14 protein-coding genes are annotated in these 17,162 nt (G+C 43.9%); 7 read left to right on the top strand and 7 right to left on the bottom strand.

Annotated features, from left to right (window positions below):
• Positions 1 to 53 precede the first annotated feature (53 nt).
• The 3 genes from GWK51_RS07145 to gspF all read right to left on the bottom strand — a co-directional run bounded on the left by GWK51_RS07145 (position 54) and on the right by gspF (position 2,347).
• Positions 54 to 398, bottom strand: a complete 345-nt coding sequence (locus tag GWK51_RS07145) for a hypothetical protein (protein WP_161933182.1) — start codon at positions 396 to 398, stop codon at positions 54 to 56.
• Between the two features lie 275 nt (positions 399 to 673).
• Entirely contained in the window at positions 674 to 1,111 is a 438-nt protein-coding gene (gspG, locus tag GWK51_RS07140) for a type II secretion system major pseudopilin GspG (protein WP_100240464.1), read from the bottom strand.
• Between the two features lie 30 nt (positions 1,112 to 1,141).
• Positions 1,142 to 2,347 carry a type II secretion system inner membrane protein GspF gene (gspF, locus tag GWK51_RS07135; RefSeq protein WP_161933181.1) on the bottom strand — a complete coding sequence of 402 codons (1,206 nt, stop codon included), beginning with the start codon at positions 2,345 to 2,347 and terminating at the stop codon, positions 1,142 to 1,144.
• 152 nt (positions 2,348 to 2,499) lie between these two features.
• On the opposite strand from gspF, the gene GWK51_RS07130 reads away from it, so the two are divergent.
• The 7 genes from GWK51_RS07130 (at position 2,500) to GWK51_RS07100 (ending at position 10,109) form a co-directional block, all read left to right on the top strand.
• Positions 2,500 to 4,722, top strand: a complete 2,223-nt coding sequence (locus GWK51_RS07130; protein ID WP_161933180.1) for a primosomal protein N' — start codon at positions 2,500 to 2,502, stop codon at positions 4,720 to 4,722.
• A gap of 53 nt (positions 4,723 to 4,775) precedes the next feature.
• Positions 4,776 to 6,617: a monovalent cation:proton antiporter-2 (CPA2) family protein gene (locus GWK51_RS07125; protein ID WP_161933179.1), complete on the top strand. Its 1,842-nt coding sequence runs from the start codon at positions 4,776 to 4,778 to the stop codon at positions 6,615 to 6,617.
• A 50-nt stretch (positions 6,618 to 6,667) separates the two neighbouring features.
• Positions 6,668 to 7,543, top strand: a complete 876-nt coding sequence (gene hslO, locus GWK51_RS07120) for an Hsp33 family molecular chaperone HslO (protein ID WP_142769632.1) — start codon at positions 6,668 to 6,670, stop codon at positions 7,541 to 7,543.
• 299 nt (positions 7,544 to 7,842) lie between these two features.
• The gene (locus GWK51_RS07115; protein ID WP_161933178.1) at positions 7,843 to 8,307 is read left to right on the top strand and encodes a DUF2147 domain-containing protein; all 465 of its coding nucleotides are present in this window, start codon (positions 7,843 to 7,845) and stop codon (positions 8,305 to 8,307) included.
• 150 nt (positions 8,308 to 8,457) lie between these two features.
• Positions 8,458 to 9,414 carry a DnaJ C-terminal domain-containing protein gene (locus GWK51_RS07110; RefSeq protein WP_161933177.1) on the top strand — a complete coding sequence of 319 codons (957 nt, stop codon included), beginning with the start codon at positions 8,458 to 8,460 and terminating at the stop codon, positions 9,412 to 9,414.
• 10 nt (positions 9,415 to 9,424) lie between these two features.
• A complete protein-coding gene (locus tag GWK51_RS07105) occupies positions 9,425 to 9,763 on the top strand; it encodes a chaperone modulator CbpM (protein WP_100240457.1) in 339 nt (112 codons plus the stop codon).
• Between the two features lie 85 nt (positions 9,764 to 9,848).
• On the top strand, positions 9,849 to 10,109 hold the full coding sequence (locus GWK51_RS07100) for a YdcH family protein (protein ID WP_100240456.1): 261 nt from the start codon (positions 9,849 to 9,851) through the stop codon (positions 10,107 to 10,109).
• A 140-nt stretch (positions 10,110 to 10,249) separates the two neighbouring features.
• Here GWK51_RS07100 and GWK51_RS07095 read toward each other — a convergent pair whose 3' ends face one another.
• From GWK51_RS07095 to recD, 4 genes are all read right to left on the bottom strand, one after another.
• Entirely contained in the window at positions 10,250 to 11,485 is a 1,236-nt protein-coding gene (locus tag GWK51_RS07095) for a magnesium transporter CorA family protein (protein ID WP_161933176.1), read from the bottom strand.
• A 192-nt stretch (positions 11,486 to 11,677) separates the two neighbouring features.
• On the bottom strand, positions 11,678 to 13,765 hold the full coding sequence (gene pnp, locus GWK51_RS07090) for a polyribonucleotide nucleotidyltransferase (RefSeq protein ID WP_171334019.1): 2,088 nt from the start codon (positions 13,763 to 13,765) through the stop codon (positions 11,678 to 11,680).
• Between the two features lie 246 nt (positions 13,766 to 14,011).
• The gene (gene rpsO / locus GWK51_RS07085; RefSeq protein WP_004637724.1) at positions 14,012 to 14,281 is read right to left on the bottom strand and encodes a 30S ribosomal protein S15; all 270 of its coding nucleotides are present in this window, start codon (positions 14,279 to 14,281) and stop codon (positions 14,012 to 14,014) included.
• Positions 14,282 to 15,369: 1,088 nt separating this feature from the next.
• Positions 15,370 to 17,118, bottom strand: coding sequence for an exodeoxyribonuclease V subunit alpha (gene recD, locus GWK51_RS07080; protein ID WP_328703731.1), 1,749 nt, complete (start codon positions 17,116 to 17,118; stop codon positions 15,370 to 15,372).
• Between the last annotated feature and the right edge of the window lie 44 nt (positions 17,119 to 17,162).

The following is a 17,162-nucleotide window of genomic DNA, read 5'->3' as shown; positions in this document are numbered from 1 at the left end:
ATCCCCTTTTTTTTATATTGAAATTCAAGCAAACTTTTGAAAGCTAAAATAGCTTAAAACATGACTGTAAATTGACTCGCCAAATAGGCCACTAGACTGGATAAGAACAGCATCGGCACATAACGATAAGCCTGAAAGATTTTTTGCTCCATTACAGAGTGCTGAGTTTGCACCTGCCAGAGCGTGGCTTTAAGAGCCGTCATGAAACACACCACCAACCAAGCACTCATGACACTCAAGGCAAAAAAGCCAATCATGATCTGGCTACTGCCCTCAGTATGCTGCCATAAGGTCACTGCCCCATTCATCAGTGGCAAGATGGTCAAAATCAACAGAACAGATTTCAGCATCGCCCAATGAAATTGGGTGATTTCATCTGATAAAACGAATGCTTTCATTCTATTCTCCCCAGCACACTTTTTGTTCTTAAAATCATTATGCTAGGTTTTTTTTAAATAAAAAGTCTATTTATCTACATACTTGACGATTTTTGTAAACATTACGGTTAGGAATAATTCTTATTATAACTCTCAAAAAACTATTATTATATTTAATTATTATTTATCAATATCTTATATTTAAATTAATAAATAAGAAAGATTATCACTTTATTTTTAATTGGAACACTCAATCATATAAAGTGATAATTTCCATAAATTCAAAAACCTATTATTTAGGGTTGATAATAAATATCAGCATCGGTGCCTTCACCGCCTTCTTTGCCATCAGCACCAAAAGAATATAAGTCAAAAGCACGACCTTCCGCACCCGGACTAATATACTGAATGTCATTTTCCCAACTGTCTTTTGGATAGCCACCTTTGACATAGCCCCCTTGCATCCAGTTCTTCGCTGAAGCAGGCTGATTCACCAAAGCATCTAAACCACCATCTTGCATAGATGGGTATTTACCGTTGTCCAATTTATATTGATCCAGCGCACCCGCAACGCCCTTCAAGGTAATCACCGTGGTATCCACTTTGGCTTTTTCACCACGTCCCATCACATTCGGGACAATCAGCGCAGCCAATACACCTAAAATAACAATCACCACCATCACTTCAATTAAAGTAAAACCCGATTGCTGGGCTGGATATTTATTCATTTGCATGCAACAACTCACTCTAAACTCTTTTACTTCTTAAATCATATTGTTCATATTGACGATTGGCAGCATAACCGCAATCACAATCACCAAAACAATGCTCGCCATCAGTACCAGCATTAAAGGCTCCAGCAATGCCAGCAAGGTCGAAATCAGCGTGGTCACTTCCCGATCTTGCATATTGGACGCACGCTCCAGCATCCGATCTAATTCGCCCGAGGCTTCGCCACTTTTGATCATTTGTACCATCATCGGCGGGAAATAACCACTGCGCTCCAGCTGGGTTGCCAAGTTGCCTCCCTCGGTGACTTTTTCTGCGGCCAAATCGACAGAATCACGAATAACCCAGTTACTGCTCACAGCGGCACCAATGCGTAAAGCATCCACCAGCGGCACACCCGACTTGGTCAAAATAGACAGTGTACTGGCCAAGCGAGCTGAATTAATACCACGCGACAATTTACCAAATAATGGCAACCTGAGCGTTAAACGATCAAAAGCATAATGTCCCGCTGTGCTCTTTAAAAATCGTAATAAAAAAACAATGCCCAATACTGTGAACACAATTAAAAACGGCCAAGCCACGCGAATAAAGGCACTGGCTTTCATCAGTGCCACGGTAATCCAAGGTAAGGCATCTTTATTCTGATCGAAGGTTTTGACGATATCAGGCACGACATAGGTCATTAAGCCCATCACAATCGCAAAGGACATCAACATCAGAATAATCGGATAGATCATGGCACCTTGAATTTTCTTTTGCATGGCAAAACGGTTCTCGGTGTAATCTGCCAATTGCTCCAGAATTAAATCCAAATGCCCTGAACGCTCGCCAGCAGCAATGGTGGCACGATACAGTTCTGGAAAGCGCCCAGACTGCTGTAAAGCACTCGCCAAGGAATGCCCTTCCAGTACTTTTGAGCGCACGGACAGCACCAGTTGCTGCACATGGGCTTTTTCACTTTGTTTGGCCACGGCACGCAACGCTTCTTCCAACGGAATGGCAGCGGCGACCAACACAGACAACTGACGGGTAAACAGCGCTAAATCATAAGCGGTAATACTTTTTTGAAACCAACGCGTGCCTTGCTGTTTGGCTTTATGTTCTACAGGGTCAACAGTAATTGGGATCAGTGATTGCTCACGTAACTGCTGACGAATCTGGCGTGCCGAATCTCCTTCGAGCACCCCTTTTTGCTGCTTCCCTAAAGCATCAATGGCGGTAAATTGATATGCAGGCATTGTAATGCTCTAATTTTCCAAAATTTGTTGCAGCGCAGTTGCGTCTGACCACTAAAATCATTCATATTCTTCAATATAAATTTTATTTGCACACTCTAACATAACTCTAGACTACACACGACGACCTTTCAGCTGGAACCTTTGACCTGTTTATGCCAAATCCTGTATCGCCTGCCTTAACCCCATATCGCATCCGTGTTGCCGTTCCAGCACATGTCTACGACTGTTTTGACTATCAAATTTCCGCGGAAGATTATGCACGAGCACATGTTGGCGCACGCGTAGCGGTGCCTTTTGGGCCTCGCAACTTAATTGGCGTGATTATGGAGAAACTGGCACTAGATGCCCCAAGTAATCCCAAGTTCAAGCTAAAGTCTATTCAAGCCCTGTTAGATGATGACGCGATTTTAGATGGCAAAGTTTTAACTTTGTTGACATGGGCGGCACAATATTACCAATTCCCAATTGGTGAAGTGGTGCAGAGTGCACTGCCAACTTTATTACGCCAAGGCAAACCTTATGATTTACTGGCACATATGTGGCGCCTGCAAGATCAACATGCTGAAGACAAAATCAAGCGCTCTGAAAAACAGCAACATGCTTATAAAATTTTAAAGCTGCACCCTGCAGGCACGTCTGAAAATATTTTAAATCTGGCTGGCATTGAAACTGCCACTTTAAAGGCTCTGGAAAAGAAAGGTATCTGCGAAGCCTATTTAGAACAGAAAGATTTTAGTCCGCAAAGCATGAGCTTGGCGCAAATGCCGCTGACGGCCAATCCAGATCAGAAGCATGCCATTCAGCAGGTATTGAAATCACTGTCGTCGTATCACGCCTATTTACTAGATGGTTTAACCGGCAGCGGCAAAACTGAAGTGTATTTGCAAATCATGCATGAGGTACTGAAACAGGGTAAACAGGTGTTGGTGCTTGTACCTGAAATTGGACTTACCCCTCAAACCATCAGCCGTTTCCAATCACGTTTTCACTGTCATATTGCGCTGCTGCATTCGGGACTGACCGATGCCAAACGTCTGCAAGCCTGGCAAAGTGCACAAATGGGCAAAGCCTCGATTATTCTCGGCACCCGTTCGGCGATTTATACCCCACTGCATAATTTGGGCTTGATCATTTTAGATGAAGAACATGATCTGTCGTTTAAACAGCAGGAAGGCTTTCGCTACCATGCGCGCGATGTGGCACTGTATCGGGCACATCTGGAAAACTGCCCGATTATTCTTGGTTCCGCAACGCCAAGTATGGAAAGCTATGCACTGGTCAATCAAGGTAAATTAACCTGTCTGGAATTGAATGAACGTGCAGGCACCGCACTGCTGCCCAAACTGCATATCTTGGATTTAAAACTCGGGCGCAAACAGCATGGCTTTAGCCAGTTTTTGCTGGATGAAATGCACAAGCGCTTGGCACGCAAAGAACAAATGCTGATTTTTCTGAATCGACGCGGTTACGCACCCGTGCTGATTTGTGAAAGTTGCGCTTGGCAGGCGAAATGCCCGCATTGCGATGCCAATTTCACCTTACACACTCAACCCTATCAGCACTTGCATTGCCACCATTGTGGCACCATTCATCGCGTCCCCGATCACTGTCCGCAATGCCAGCATACCGAACTAAAACCAATTGGCATGGGCACAGCCAAAGTCGAGGAAAGTTTAAACGAGTTATTCCCCGAGTTTGATGTGATTCGAGTGGATCGCGATTCGACCAGTCGTGTGGGTAGCTGGCAAAAAATTTATGATCGGATTCAAAAAAGTGAACCTGTGATTTTGCTCGGCACGCAAATGCTGGCCAAAGGACATCATTTCCCTTTTGTGTCTTTGGTCGCGATTTTGGATATTGATTCAGGTTTGCTCAGTGTTGATTTTCGTGCGCCCGAGCGTACCGCACAACTGATTGTACAAGTCGCAGGTCGTGCGGGTCGGGGCGAGAAAAAAGGCGATGTCTATTTACAAACCCTGCGCCCAGAACATCCCTTATTGCATACTTTGGTTGATGGGGATTATCGACAGTTTGCACGCCAGACCCTAAAAGAACGGCAACAGGCTTTATTTCCGCCTTATCGTTATGCCGCGCTGATTCGCTGTGAGTCGAAAAGTCAGGAACAAAATCAGCAATACCTGACCGAGCATGCCCAGCAATTGCGCCAGATCTCGGAATTGAATATCGATATTTGGGGACCAATTCCAGCACCGATGGAGCGTAAAGCAGGTCGTTATCAGGCACATATGGTGCTATTGTCTAAAGATCGCGCACGTTTACATTACTACTTAAGAGCATGGTGGCAAAATATGTTGCAGCATAAGCCAGCCAGCATGAAACTGAGTCTGGATGTCGATCCACAAGAATTTAGCTAAACGGGGAGCATCCCCAGCTAATCACGCTTAAAACTATCTTTCAGGACAGATGCATGTCGTTATTGTTGCAAATCACGCTTTTTCTCGGTGCCGCCCTGCTGGTGGTGCCGCTACTAAAACGCTTGGGTATTGCTACAGTCTTGGGCTATCTCATCACGGGTATTGTTTTGGGACCACATGTGCTGAATATTGCCAATGATCCCGAAGCGATACACAAATTAGCTGAATTTGGCGTGATTTTCCTGATGTTTTTAATTGGGTTGGAGCTGCGACCACAACGGCTCTGGACCATGCGTCAATCCATTTTTGTCATCGGCAGTGCGCAGGTAGGGATCACTGCGGTGGTGATTGGTACCATTCTGTTTTTCCTGTTACAACAAGGCATTGCGACCAGTCTGGTGATTGGCAGTGCACTGGCACTGTCCTCAACCGCATTTGTCTTGCAACTGTTGACCGAAAAGCAGCAACTGAATACCAGTTATGGTCAACAGTCTTTCTCGATTTTACTGTTTCAGGATATAGCCGCAATTCCGCTAATTGCCGTGATTCCCCTACTCGCGGGGAATGAATCCACCCATTATGGCATCGCCTATTTTGCGGCAATCGTGGCGGCATTTACTGGACTATTTTTGTTTAGTCGCTTTTTAATTCGACCTTTTTTCCGCTTTATCGTGAAAACTGGTGCACATGAGTTAATTACGGCGATCAGTTTATTCATTGTTCTCGCTGTTGTGTTACTCATGGATCTGCTCAATATCAGCACCACGTTAGGTGCATTCTTAACGGGAGTATTGCTGGCAGATTCTGAGTTTCGGCATGAGCTGGAAGCCAGTATTGCACCTTTTAAAGGGCTGTTACTGGGGCTGTTCTTTATGACCGTGGGGATGCTGACCCCCATTCAGCTTTTATGGCAACAACCGCAGTTTATCTTGGCGGGCGCACTACTCTTGCTGTTGATCAAGTTTGCCCTATTAACGGCAATTGCCCGTTATTATCAGCTGTCTTGGCCCAACAGCTTACTTCTGGCCAGTTGTTTGGCACAGGGGGGAGAATTTGCCTTTGTCATATTCAGTGTGGCACAAAGTGAACAACTGCTATCAGAAGCGATTATCGCGCCAATCACCTTAATCGTGATTATCTCGATGATCCTTACCCCAGTTTTATACTGGATTATTCGCCAAGGAATTGTGCCTCATCTTAGGCCTGTCACCGTACCCGCTTATGATGAAATTCTAGATCAGCAACCTACGATGATCATTGCCGGTTTTGGTCGTTTTGGACAAACCATTGCACGGGTGGCGCATCTGCAACACCAAAAGTTTACTGCCATCGACAGCAATCTGGAAAAAGTCGATTTTGTGCGTAATTATGGCGGTCATCTGTATTATGGCGATGCCACCCATCCTGACATTTTAAGAGCCGCGGGCATTCAACAGGCCAAGGTATTTATTCTGGCGATTGATGACATTGAGGACTCCATGAATGTCGCACGCCATATTCGCCTGAATTACCCTGAGTTACAGTTATTAGTCAGAGCACGAGACCGACATCATGTACACTTATTACGTGACTTAGGTGTGCAGCATATTTGGCGAGAAACCTATTTATCTTCACTCGGGATGGCCTATCGCGCCTTGTGTGATTTAGGTGTGAGTGACAGCGATGCCAAGAAAAGTATTGAGCTCTTTCGCGATTATGATGAACAGCTACTGGCACAGCAACAACGCGTCTATACCGACGAACAGAAGGTATATGAATCGCATCGCAATGCCCTGGCTGAACTGGAACATCTGTTTGAGCGTGATGCTGAAATTCGTGCAGTCGAAACAGGCGTGGATTTACAGCGCGGTTTAGATTCTACTCGAATAGATGTGACACGAGATGAAGCAAAATGACTTGTGTTTTACAATATCGCCACCATTAAAGCAGGGTTTTGGAGAAAATTATGTCTGATATACGTCAACGCTTTTATATTGAAGATTGCCCTGTGCGTGGTGAAGTCGTTCATTTAGAAGAAACCTTACAAACGATTCTTGCCCAACGTGACTATGCACAAGCGGTACAAATTTTACTGGGTGAAATGCTCAGTGCGACCGCCTTGTTGGCCAGCACGCTAAAAATTAAAGGGCGTATCAGCTTACAAATTCAAGCCTCTGGAACATTCAAATGGGCAATGGCGGAATGCAACCATTTAGGTGAAGTCCGTGCCTTAGCAGACTATGAAGAAGATCCGCGCTTCCAAGCCGCAAGCGACAGCAGCACTGTCCTAAAAGCATTAGTCAGTCCTGTATTGTTCATAAACATTGAACCTGAATTTGGTGAGCGTTATCAAGGCATCGTACCGCTAGATCAACCGACTCTGGCGGGCTGCTTAATGCAGTATTACGACCTGTCTGCGCAAATTCCGACGCGTATTGTGTTGGCAAGTACGGCACAACGTTCAGGCGGTTTACTGATTCAACTGTTACCGCGTATCAGTGAAGAAGAACAGCAACGTGTAGATGAAGATTTATGGCCGCGTCTGACCATGCTTACGGAAACGCTAAAAGTGGAAGAGTTGACGGACTTGGAAGCCAATGAAATTCTGTACCGTTTATACAATGAAGAAGACGTGCGTCTGCCTGAAATTGAACAACTCAAGTTCGGTTGCACCTGCTCTAAAGATCGTTGTGCCAATGCCCTACAACAAATTGGGGTCGAAGCAGTACGTGAAACCTTAGAGCATCAAAATCCAATTACCATGGATTGCCAATTCTGTAATACCCAATATCAATTTACCGCTGAAGAAGCGCTTGGATTGTTTGGTGAGCATTTAAGCTAAGGATTAAATGTTCTCGTCTGCCTGTACACATCGACTCCGTTCATGAACTACAGGCAGTCATCCCCTCCCGAAACCATCCTACAGCATTCCTCTCACCGTGCTTATCTGCATCAAACTTATCTTAGTTTTTGAATCTATTGGACTAAAATCGTATTTATTCAAATAACCAAAACACTCTATAAAATACTGCGACCTAGATAACAGTCATTTGTTGAACAGCGTCCAGATATGACAATAAATCCATAATTTTAATATGTGATTCATTCTAATTTTATACATTGATATTGAGGTAATGTTCCATGGGAACTTCTTCTCTTTCCCGCACGGTTTTCCTTTCTGCGTTGCTTTATAGCGCGCACAGCTTGGCAGCGACAGATCCCCTAATTGGTAAATGGAAAACCATGGATGATCGTACAGGACATTCACTGGCAGATGTGATCATCAGCAAAGATCAAAACAATCTGTACAGTGCCCAAGTCACCGAAATCCGCCCCCTACCTGGCAAAGAAAAATTGAGCACCTGTCAAAAATGCACAGGCAATCTGAAAGATCAACCGATGATTGGCTTAACCATTTTGTCGGGCTTAAAACGCGATCCTGAAAAGCGTAACCAATTTATTGAGGGCAAGTTTCTGGATCCCCTCTCTGGGCAGCAATATGTTTCAGAAGCCCATTTGGGTCAGCAAGACAAATATCTACAAATTCGTGGTCAGGTTATAGGCTCGTCCAATGTACGTCACATGACATGGGTGAAAGTGAATTAACTACTGCGACCCGTTCCACATAAAAAGCCCCAAGTGGGCTTTTTGTCATTGTCATGATTTGAAACAAATACGAACAGTTCTACACTACTTCCCACTTTCCGAAAGACATAATAATATTGATGAAAATATCATCAATTTAACAATGCTCTTATGCCTAAGAATTATTACGAAATCCTTGGGGTAACTCGCGACGCAGCCCCAGATCAAATTAAAAAAGCGTATCGGAAGTTGGCACGAAAGTACCACCCCGACATAAGTAAAGAAAGTGATGCTGAAGCCCGTATGCAAGAAGTGAATGTCGCATACGACACCCTCAGCAACGAAGAAAAGAAAAAAGAATATGACTTCATCTTAGATCATCCTGAAGGTTTTTCAGGCTTTGGGGGACAAGCTGGTGCCTCAGGATTTGATGGGGCTGAATTTTATCGGCAAGGATTTGGTCAAGGCAATTCTTCCGATTTTTCAGGCTTTGAAGACCTGTTTGGTCGCTTTGGTACAGGTTTTGGAGGAGGAAACTATCAATATAAACAACGACAGCAATCTTTCCGTGGTGAAGATCAACACGCCAAGCTTGAGGTTGACTTAGATGTTGCCTTCCACGGCACTTCACAGCAGATTACCCTGCAAATTCCAACCATCAACGCCTTTGGAGAGCCAGAAGTTCAGCGCAAGACCTTACAGGTCAAAATTCCCAAAGGAATGAAAGAAGGACAGCAAATTCGTTTGACTGGACAAGGACAAGTCGGTGTACGTGGCGGCGAAAATGGCGACCTGTATATCGAAATTTATTATAAGGATACCGCGCAGTACCGCGTTGAAGGTGCCGATATTTATTACACCATTCCCGTGACGCCATGGGAAGCAGCCTTGGGACAACAGATCGAATTACTGACGCCAGCAGGGACAAAAGTTCAGGTTAATCTGCCGAAGAATGCGCAAACAGGACAACAATTACGTTTAAAAAATCAAGGGATTCCCAATAAAATAGCAGGACATTTATTTTTAATTCTTAACATTGTGAATCCACCTGCGCAGAGTGCAGAGCAAGAACGTGCTTACCACGCCTTTGCCGAAGCCTTTTCGCAGTTTAAGCCTCGACAACTTTAAGGAGAACGCTATGACAACTATTCATTATCGAGAAATTATTTGCGACGGTTATAGCACCGCAGAGATCGTCGATGAACATCGTAGTTTCGATTTAAAACATTTTGCCGAAGCCTGTGGTCAAAGCCCTGAATGGGTTTTACAGCTGTTGGAATACGATATTTTGCCGACCCGTCCAGAAGAACGCATTCATCAATTTTTTGGTGAAGATGTTTCGCGTGCGCGTAAAGCCTATCGTTTACAACGTGACTTTGATGCTAGTTTTTCCGCAGTGGCTATGATGCTGGACCTGATTGATGAAGTACAACAATTACGTCGCCAAGTTCGACATTCACATCATCAACAATCATAAACCAAAACATAACCCATTCCCTGATGCCAAAACATCATTGAATGGGTTTCTTCTTTGATCGCTAATACGAGAGAAATACGGTTCCATGAAAACAAAAGAATGCAATAAAAAAGTCAAACTGATGTTCCCAGAGCATCGTGAAATTATTCCGCAATTACGCCAAGACAATCCGCATTTTGCGAAAATTTTTGAAGAGCACGAAATACTCGATCAGGAAATTTGCCAGCGTGAGCTCAATCCTGTGTTTCGTATTAATGATGATATTGAAGCCCTCAAGCGTAAAAAACTCCGTCTTAAAGATGAAATTTATCGCCTGCTTCAGCATCATGCCAGTTCACAAGTCTAAGTGAACTCCGAACGCGCATTATACTTTATCTGCCGAATGATAAGTGCATTAGAATAAAATCAGATCATCCACTTTTGGCTGTATAAAGCATAAAAAAAGAAGATGTCATTTTCATGACATCTTCTTGTATTAGATCGTGATTATTTCAACTTGGTCAATTTTTCCACTTCTTTTAAGGTGACTTTAACGCCCTGCTTGATCGGCTCATAATCCAAGAACCACAACAAGCCCACATGCTGGTCCTGATGTTGCTGTGCCAGCATATCAATCACGCTTTTTTCTCCGCGTCCAACCAAATGACGTCGATAAAAATACAAAATCAACCAGATAGTCGTCACCAGCATCACCATCAACATGATCCAAAATCCAATCGGAGATTTCAGCCCTGGAATAAACTCGAAGTTCATGCCATAAATTCCCGTGAGCAAGGTCAGTGGCGCAAAAATGGCGGTAATAATCGCAAGAATGCGCATGTTTTCATTGGTCTGATTGGCAATGGCGGAGAAATGCAATTCAATTGCCGCCTGCACCGCACTACGTAAGCGCGTGGTGTGTTTTTGAATGCGCTCGACATGACTGACCAAATCATCGGTACGCACCAAGACAATATCGCGTTTTTCCGAGCGCTTTTTCGGTTTTAAGTGGGAATAGTTTTCCACAATTTCATCGCGTAATTCTTGCAGGACTTCAATTTGTTCTTCACACAAATTTTCAATTTGCTGAAAGGCCATGTTCTCTTGCAACAACTGATTCCATCTAGTAAAGCGACGATGTCCTTGTAACAGTTCCTGCTGCCAATATTCCACCCGTCTAGTTAAGGGCACTCGCAAATCCAAATAACCATCCACCATGGCGTTCAATAGGCGCAATGCTAAATCTAAAGGGCTGTGCGACAGTTTACGCGGCTTGTTTTGCTCATCCAATGCACGGGCTGCAATCGCGTTGATCCGTTCAATATATTGCTCCACCACCTGATTACCCTTTTCCCGCACCGTAATCAACACTTGTGAGGTCAAGACAAAGCTAATGGGTGTAGTCGACAGTCCGAAAAAACGCTCATGCTGCTCTAAGGCTTGCTCACCAACCTGAATCTTGTCATCGGGTGTAATCAATTTACGGAAAATTAAGAGGTCATAATCTTCCATGGCATCGAAAGCACAGGGATGTTCCAGATTCAAAATATCCTTAAGATGGAATTCATTCAGGCTAATGCCAGTCAGTTCAAAGATTTGGTTTTGCCAGTGTTCAGCATGATTCACCACATCATCACGCGTGCTGTCGACCCAAATAAATTCTGGCTCAATCTCTTGCAATGGCTGTTGTTGTACATACAGATAAGCATCAGTCAGATGTTGATAAAAATAGTAACTCTGCATCTATCTCGTCACTCTATTCCGTCAATCTTGTTATTCAATTCATGGCTTCGAGTGTACTGCATTCAACTGAAAAGATTCATTTTTATCGCAATTTCACCACAAACTTTCTCTATTTCATCTTTATTCCTAAGATTCAGGCATAAAAAAGCCCACTCAATTGAGCAGGCTTTTTTTTAGATTAAGCGCAGTAGATTATGCTTGCTCAATATCTTTCATCGTCAATTTAATACGACCACGGTTATCAACATCCGCAACTTGTACTTTCACTTCCTGACCTTCAGATAATACGTCCGCAACGTTGGCAATACGCTCATTTGAAATTTGAGAGATGTGAAGTAAACCGTCAGTACCTGGAAGGATGTTTACGAACGCACCGAATTCAACGATACGAATCACTTTACCTGTGTAAATTGTACCTGGTTCAACTTCAGCAGTCAGCGCTTGGATTTTCGCAATCGCAGCTTGTGCAGCCGCTTTAGTTTCACCAAATACGCGCACTGTACCGTTGTCTTCGATGTCAATCGCTGCTTTAGTTTCTTCAGTAATGGCACGGATTGTTGCACCACCCTTACCAATCACGTCACGGATTTTGTCTGGGTTGATGTTGATGACTTGGAATGTTGGCGCATGCATTGAAATTTCAGGGCGTGCACGTGAAATCACTTGGTTCATGGCGTTAAGGATGTGCATACGACCTGCATACGCTTGGTTTAACGCAACTTCCATGATCTCTTCGGTAATCCCTTCGATCTTGATGTCCATTTGAAGTGCAGTAATACCGTTGGCAGAACCAGCTACTTTAAAGTCCATGTCGCCAAGGTGGTCTTCGTCACCCAAGATGTCAGAAAGAACTGCGAAACGCTCGCCTTCTTTCACAAGACCCATTGCGATGCCCGCAACTGGTGCTTTCAATGGCACACCTGCATCCATAAGTGATAATGAAGCACCACATACAGAAGCCATAGAAGATGAACCGTTCGATTCTGTAATATCAGATACGATACGGATGACGTATGGGAAGCGATCAGCTGCTGGAAGAACCGCTTGTACACCACGACGTGCCAAACGACCGTGACCGATTTCACGACGCTTAGGACCAGATTCACGACCCGTTTCACCTACAGAGTATGCAGGGAAGTTGTAGTGCAACATGAAGTTGTCAGTTTTAGTCCCTGCAAGGGTATCAACCATCAAGGCATCACGTGTATTACCCAAAGTAGTGGTTACCAACGCCTGAGTTTCACCACGTGTGAACAATGCAGAACCGTGCGCACGACCTAAAACACCCACTTGTACGTCTAATGCACGTACAGTTTTGGTGTCACGACCATCGATACGTGGTTTACCCGACAAGATGTTGTCACGCACAGTGCGGTATTTCAAATCTTCGAACAATTCGTTCAAGTCATCTGCAATACCCGCTTCGTCATTTTCAGGAACGAACTGTGCAACCGCTTCTGCTTGGATTGCATCTAATGCTGCATAACGGTCTTGCTTAACCGCAATGGTATACGCTTCAGAAATTTTCGCTTCAAACGCTTCTTTTAATTTAGTACGAAGGTCTTCATTTTTCGCTGGTGCAGTCCAAGTAGACTCTGTTGCACCCGCAGCAGCAGCAAATTCTTTAATTGCTTGTACAGCAATTTGCATTTCGTCATGACCGAAAAGCACGGCACCTAACATTTGGTCTTCTGAAAGTTCTTTCGCTTCTGATTCAACCATCAATACTGCTGATTCTGTACCTGCAACCACAAGGTCAAGGTCAGATTGCGCCATTTGTTCAAAGTTCGGGTTAAGAACATATTCACCGTTGATTAAACCAACACGTGCAGCACCAATTGGACCACGGAACGGTGTACCCGCAATTGCCAATGCAGCAGAAGTACCAAGCATTGCAGCAATGTCAGCATCCATCGTTTTGTCAGAAGACACAACCGTTGCTGTAACTTGAATTTCGTTGTAATAACCTTCTGGGAACAACGGACGGATTGGACGGTCAATTAAGCGTGAAATTAAAGTTTCAGCTTCTGAAGCACGGCCTTCACGTTTGCCATAACCACCTGGGATACGACCCGCTGCATATTGTTTTTCTTGGTAGTTCACAGTCAATGGGAAGAAGTCTTGACCCGCTTTAGCAGTCGGTTGAGCCACAACTGCAACCAATACAGTCACGCCACCCATGGTGATTAAAACTGTATTTGCTTGACGTGCAACACGACCTGTTTCAAGTACTACATTGTACTGACCATATTGGAATTCTTTACGAACAATATTAAACATCGACATATATTTTTCTTTCCTGATTTTATTCTAGTGGAGACCCCTAAGGTTTGGCATTCACAACCTAAAGTTTGCGCAAATGACAAAGCTTAGAAGCCGACCTCACTAGATACACCATTTTTAAACACAAAGAAGGAGCGAAACATTCGCCCCTTCCCCATTATCTAGACGTAGCTAGATAGACTTTAGTTTTCAGCAATACAGCATTCAACATGCAATAATCCGAAAATAAAAGTTTCAATCGAATTAACGACGTAAACCTAAAGCACCGATCAAAGCAACATAACGGCCGTGATCTTTACCATTTAGGTAGTCAAGTAACTTACGACGTTGGTTAACCATACGGATAAGACCGCGACGGCTATGGTGGTCGTGTTTGTGCTCTTTAAAGTGACCTTGTAAGTCATTGATTTGAGCAGTTAAAAGCGCTACTTGAACTTCTGGTGAACCAGTGTCGTTTTCAGCACGAGCAAATTTAGCGATGATTTCTGCGCGATCTGCGTTTGTTAAAGCCATTCGATTTCTCCGAGATGCTTAATAAGTTACATTTGATACAAATCAAACTGATTCTTCAAAACCAATTTGACTGCCGTGCATCACTACAGCAAGAGCGATATTTTAAGGGAAAACGGTGCTGATTGCAAAATATGCGCACTATTTAAATTTTCTAAATAAATAAACTTTTCTTTTCAATCACTCGCATACAACTTTGGTATGAAATGTTGCTTAGGCTTGGATTTAAAAATAAAAAATGAATAATAAATCACATTTTTACATCCATTTAACTCTTAGCACCACATTGTCATATGCAGTGAGATGCAAATCCTGTAGACCGCTTGTCTTAAGCCAGAATACACAGCCGACATTTTAATCAAGCAGCGTTTTAATGCGGCAAGTGCAGAATAAAATTTAAGCCTAATCAAAAGCAGCTGAGTGATCCCCTACAAGCAGATACACCCCCCTAAAAACCGTGCGTTAATTCTCATAAAACATCAATAAATACCGATTACCTCTAAATATAAACAAGTCCCTTTTTGATACTTTATGCCAATCCACCAACTCAATAATCGCAAAAAGAAAAAAGCCCAAGCTCAGCTTGGGCTTTTTTCATTGCGCTGTAGTTCTTATATTTATTTTTATCATTGTTCTTATTTTTGCGCATTATGCGCTTATTGTGCAAACAGTCCTTGTTTCCACCAAGATGTCCTTATGTGTAACATTTTGCCACAATAAAAAAAGAAGACTAGAGGTATTTTTCCTAACACGATGTACGTTTAAACTTACAGCCGCTGAACGGCGTGGATTTGGATTAAAGAAGTTGAATGCCGCAAACCATACAAAACTCGCAGCAATAAAAAAGCCCTGTAGTCTCTCCCAAAACTACAAGGCTTAGCGGCTGTAAGTTTCCTCTTTCACCTACTTCACTGTAAGTTCGCTGTCCTATTCCGACTTTGTTATTATCCTTTTGCGATTATGGCTCAACGTTCCGTGTTGTGCTCTTTATGTGAACTCATCTTCTCAGAAACCGAATCAAAGCTCTATGCGCAAATATCTCGAATCAATGTAAGCTTTTTCGTACAAAACCACACATTATGTAGTACAGGTTAATAATCCAGAATACCCTTTATTTTTTCTAAAACTCCACTGACTCGGGTGGTTCTTTTTGACAAAGCTTGCATCAATGCTTGAGGATCTGCCAACACACTTACCACGGTTTTAGCACGCGTAATGGCGGTATAAAGCAACTCCTGACTCAATAAGTTTTGTGCTTGCGCATCTAAGACCACAGCCGTATGGCTAAACTCCGAACCTTGAGATTTATGAATGGTCAACGCAAAAGCGGTTTCTATGTTCTTAGGTAAACGGGTTGCCAGCACCCATTTCTCCAGACTCGGGAAGTAGACCTCAAACTGTGTCTGCCCCTGACGTTGCCGCTTAAAACAAATGCCGATATCACCATTCGAGAGTCCCAACTGGTAATCATTGTAGGTCATCATCACAGGACGTCCGACATACCAGTCGCCCTGTTTGGCCGTATAGCGGCTCAGCCCTTGCAGTAAGCGCTGCTCCATCTGTTGATTGAGTTGCTTTAAGCCAAATGCACCGTGGCGAATGGCCGTGAGAATACGATAATCATCAAAAACTTGAATGACATGCGGAATAGACGCTTCAGGATCTTCAGCACTCAAATGGGTCTTCAAGGCTTCAATATAACGCAGATAGCCCAGCATCAGTTTATCGTAATACGGCTCTGTGACTTGAACCTCCTCCGCGAAATACTCCAATTGCAACACATTCGGCATATTGGCTAGCAGTGGCACAGTTTCAAGTTCAGTCGGAGCAATCACTTGTTGCTGAAACTGCTCGAGTAAAGCTTGAGAAGAAGTGACTTCAGGAGGCTGCTGAATAAATGCAGCCATTTGTCCAATCAAAGCCTCTCCATCAAAACGTCGACTGGTCTGTAAATGCACCCGATTGCTCTGCAACGCAGGAACTTGTTGCAAATCTGCCAGCACCGCCCCAACATCAACCGACGCCAATTGATTGGCATCACCCAAGAGAATCAGTCGCGCCTGATTGGGTACAGCAGCAAACAACATGCTGGCGAGATTCAGATCCAGCATAGACGCTTCATCCACCACTATCACATCATAAGGTAAAGGCTGTGTGGCATCATAGCGAGGTCGTGCGGAATGCCCCAGACCCAACAAACGATGCAGGGTAACCGGATTTAATTGCTTTAATGCAGGTGTGACCAAAGCTTGCAGGTTTTCATCATTCAGGGCTTTTTGCAGGGCTTCTTTCATACGCTGCGCTGCCTTACCGGTCGGAGCTGCCATGGCGATGCGTAAATTGGGTAATGACTGATTCAATGCTGCAATAATACGTGCCAAGGTATAGGTTTTGCCTGTGCCTGGTCCACCCGTAATAATATTCAAGGCTTGCTGACACACCATACGCAGTGCCTGTTGCTGATGCTGGTCACTCAGCAAAGTGGCATACGCTTGCGGATCAACCATTGCGACGGCTTGTTGCTGTAAGCGTGCTACATGCCGTGCCAAACTATCTTCCTGTTTCCAATAACGGTAAAGATATAAATACTGCGTGTCGTAAATAAAAGGCGCCACTCGGCTCGACACTTCTCCCGCACTGACTGCCAAGTGACCTAGATTTTGCAGGGCATTTGCCTCAACAGGCACACAACTATTGCCCTGCAACATCGCTTCGAACACCGCCTGGACAACAGCATCTGCCTGTAGATTAGGTGTTGCACAAAAAGGAGGCTGCTGAATGTATTGGCTCCACGACTTGATCCATTCGGCATTCAATGGCTGTTCCTGCTTGTTTTCCACACAGTTATCCTCAAAGTTATCCACAATCTAATTCATTGTTTTTA

The organism is Acinetobacter kanungonis (assembly GCF_009939195.1).
GTDB classification, from domain to species: domain Bacteria; phylum Pseudomonadota; class Gammaproteobacteria; order Pseudomonadales; family Moraxellaceae; genus Acinetobacter; species Acinetobacter kanungonis.
This window is presented reverse-complemented; position numbering and strand designations above follow the sequence as displayed.

Coding starts and splice junctions, on each gene's coding strand:
- GWK51_RS07145 (WP_161933182.1), bottom strand. CDS start 398: ATGAAAGCATTCGTTTTATCAGATGAAATCACCCAATTTCATTGGGCG.
- gspG (WP_100240464.1), bottom strand. CDS start 1,111: ATGCAAATGAATAAATATCCAGCCCAGCAATCGGGTTTTACTTTAATT.
- gspF (WP_161933181.1), bottom strand. CDS start 2,347: ATGCCTGCATATCAATTTACCGCCATTGATGCTTTAGGGAAGCAGCAA.
- GWK51_RS07130 (WP_161933180.1), top strand. CDS start 2,500: ATGCCAAATCCTGTATCGCCTGCCTTAACCCCATATCGCATCCGTGTT.
- GWK51_RS07125 (WP_161933179.1), top strand. CDS start 4,776: ATGTCGTTATTGTTGCAAATCACGCTTTTTCTCGGTGCCGCCCTGCTG.
- hslO (WP_142769632.1), top strand. CDS start 6,668: ATGTCTGATATACGTCAACGCTTTTATATTGAAGATTGCCCTGTGCGT.
- GWK51_RS07115 (WP_161933178.1), top strand. CDS start 7,843: ATGGGAACTTCTTCTCTTTCCCGCACGGTTTTCCTTTCTGCGTTGCTT.
- GWK51_RS07110 (WP_161933177.1), top strand. CDS start 8,458: ATGCCTAAGAATTATTACGAAATCCTTGGGGTAACTCGCGACGCAGCC.
- GWK51_RS07105 (WP_100240457.1), top strand. CDS start 9,425: ATGACAACTATTCATTATCGAGAAATTATTTGCGACGGTTATAGCACC.
- GWK51_RS07100 (WP_100240456.1), top strand. CDS start 9,849: ATGAAAACAAAAGAATGCAATAAAAAAGTCAAACTGATGTTCCCAGAG.
- GWK51_RS07095 (WP_161933176.1), bottom strand. CDS start 11,485: ATGCAGAGTTACTATTTTTATCAACATCTGACTGATGCTTATCTGTAT.
- pnp (WP_171334019.1), bottom strand. CDS start 13,765: ATGTTTAATATTGTTCGTAAAGAATTCCAATATGGTCAGTACAATGTA.
- rpsO (WP_004637724.1), bottom strand. CDS start 14,281: ATGGCTTTAACAAACGCAGATCGCGCAGAAATCATCGCTAAATTTGCT.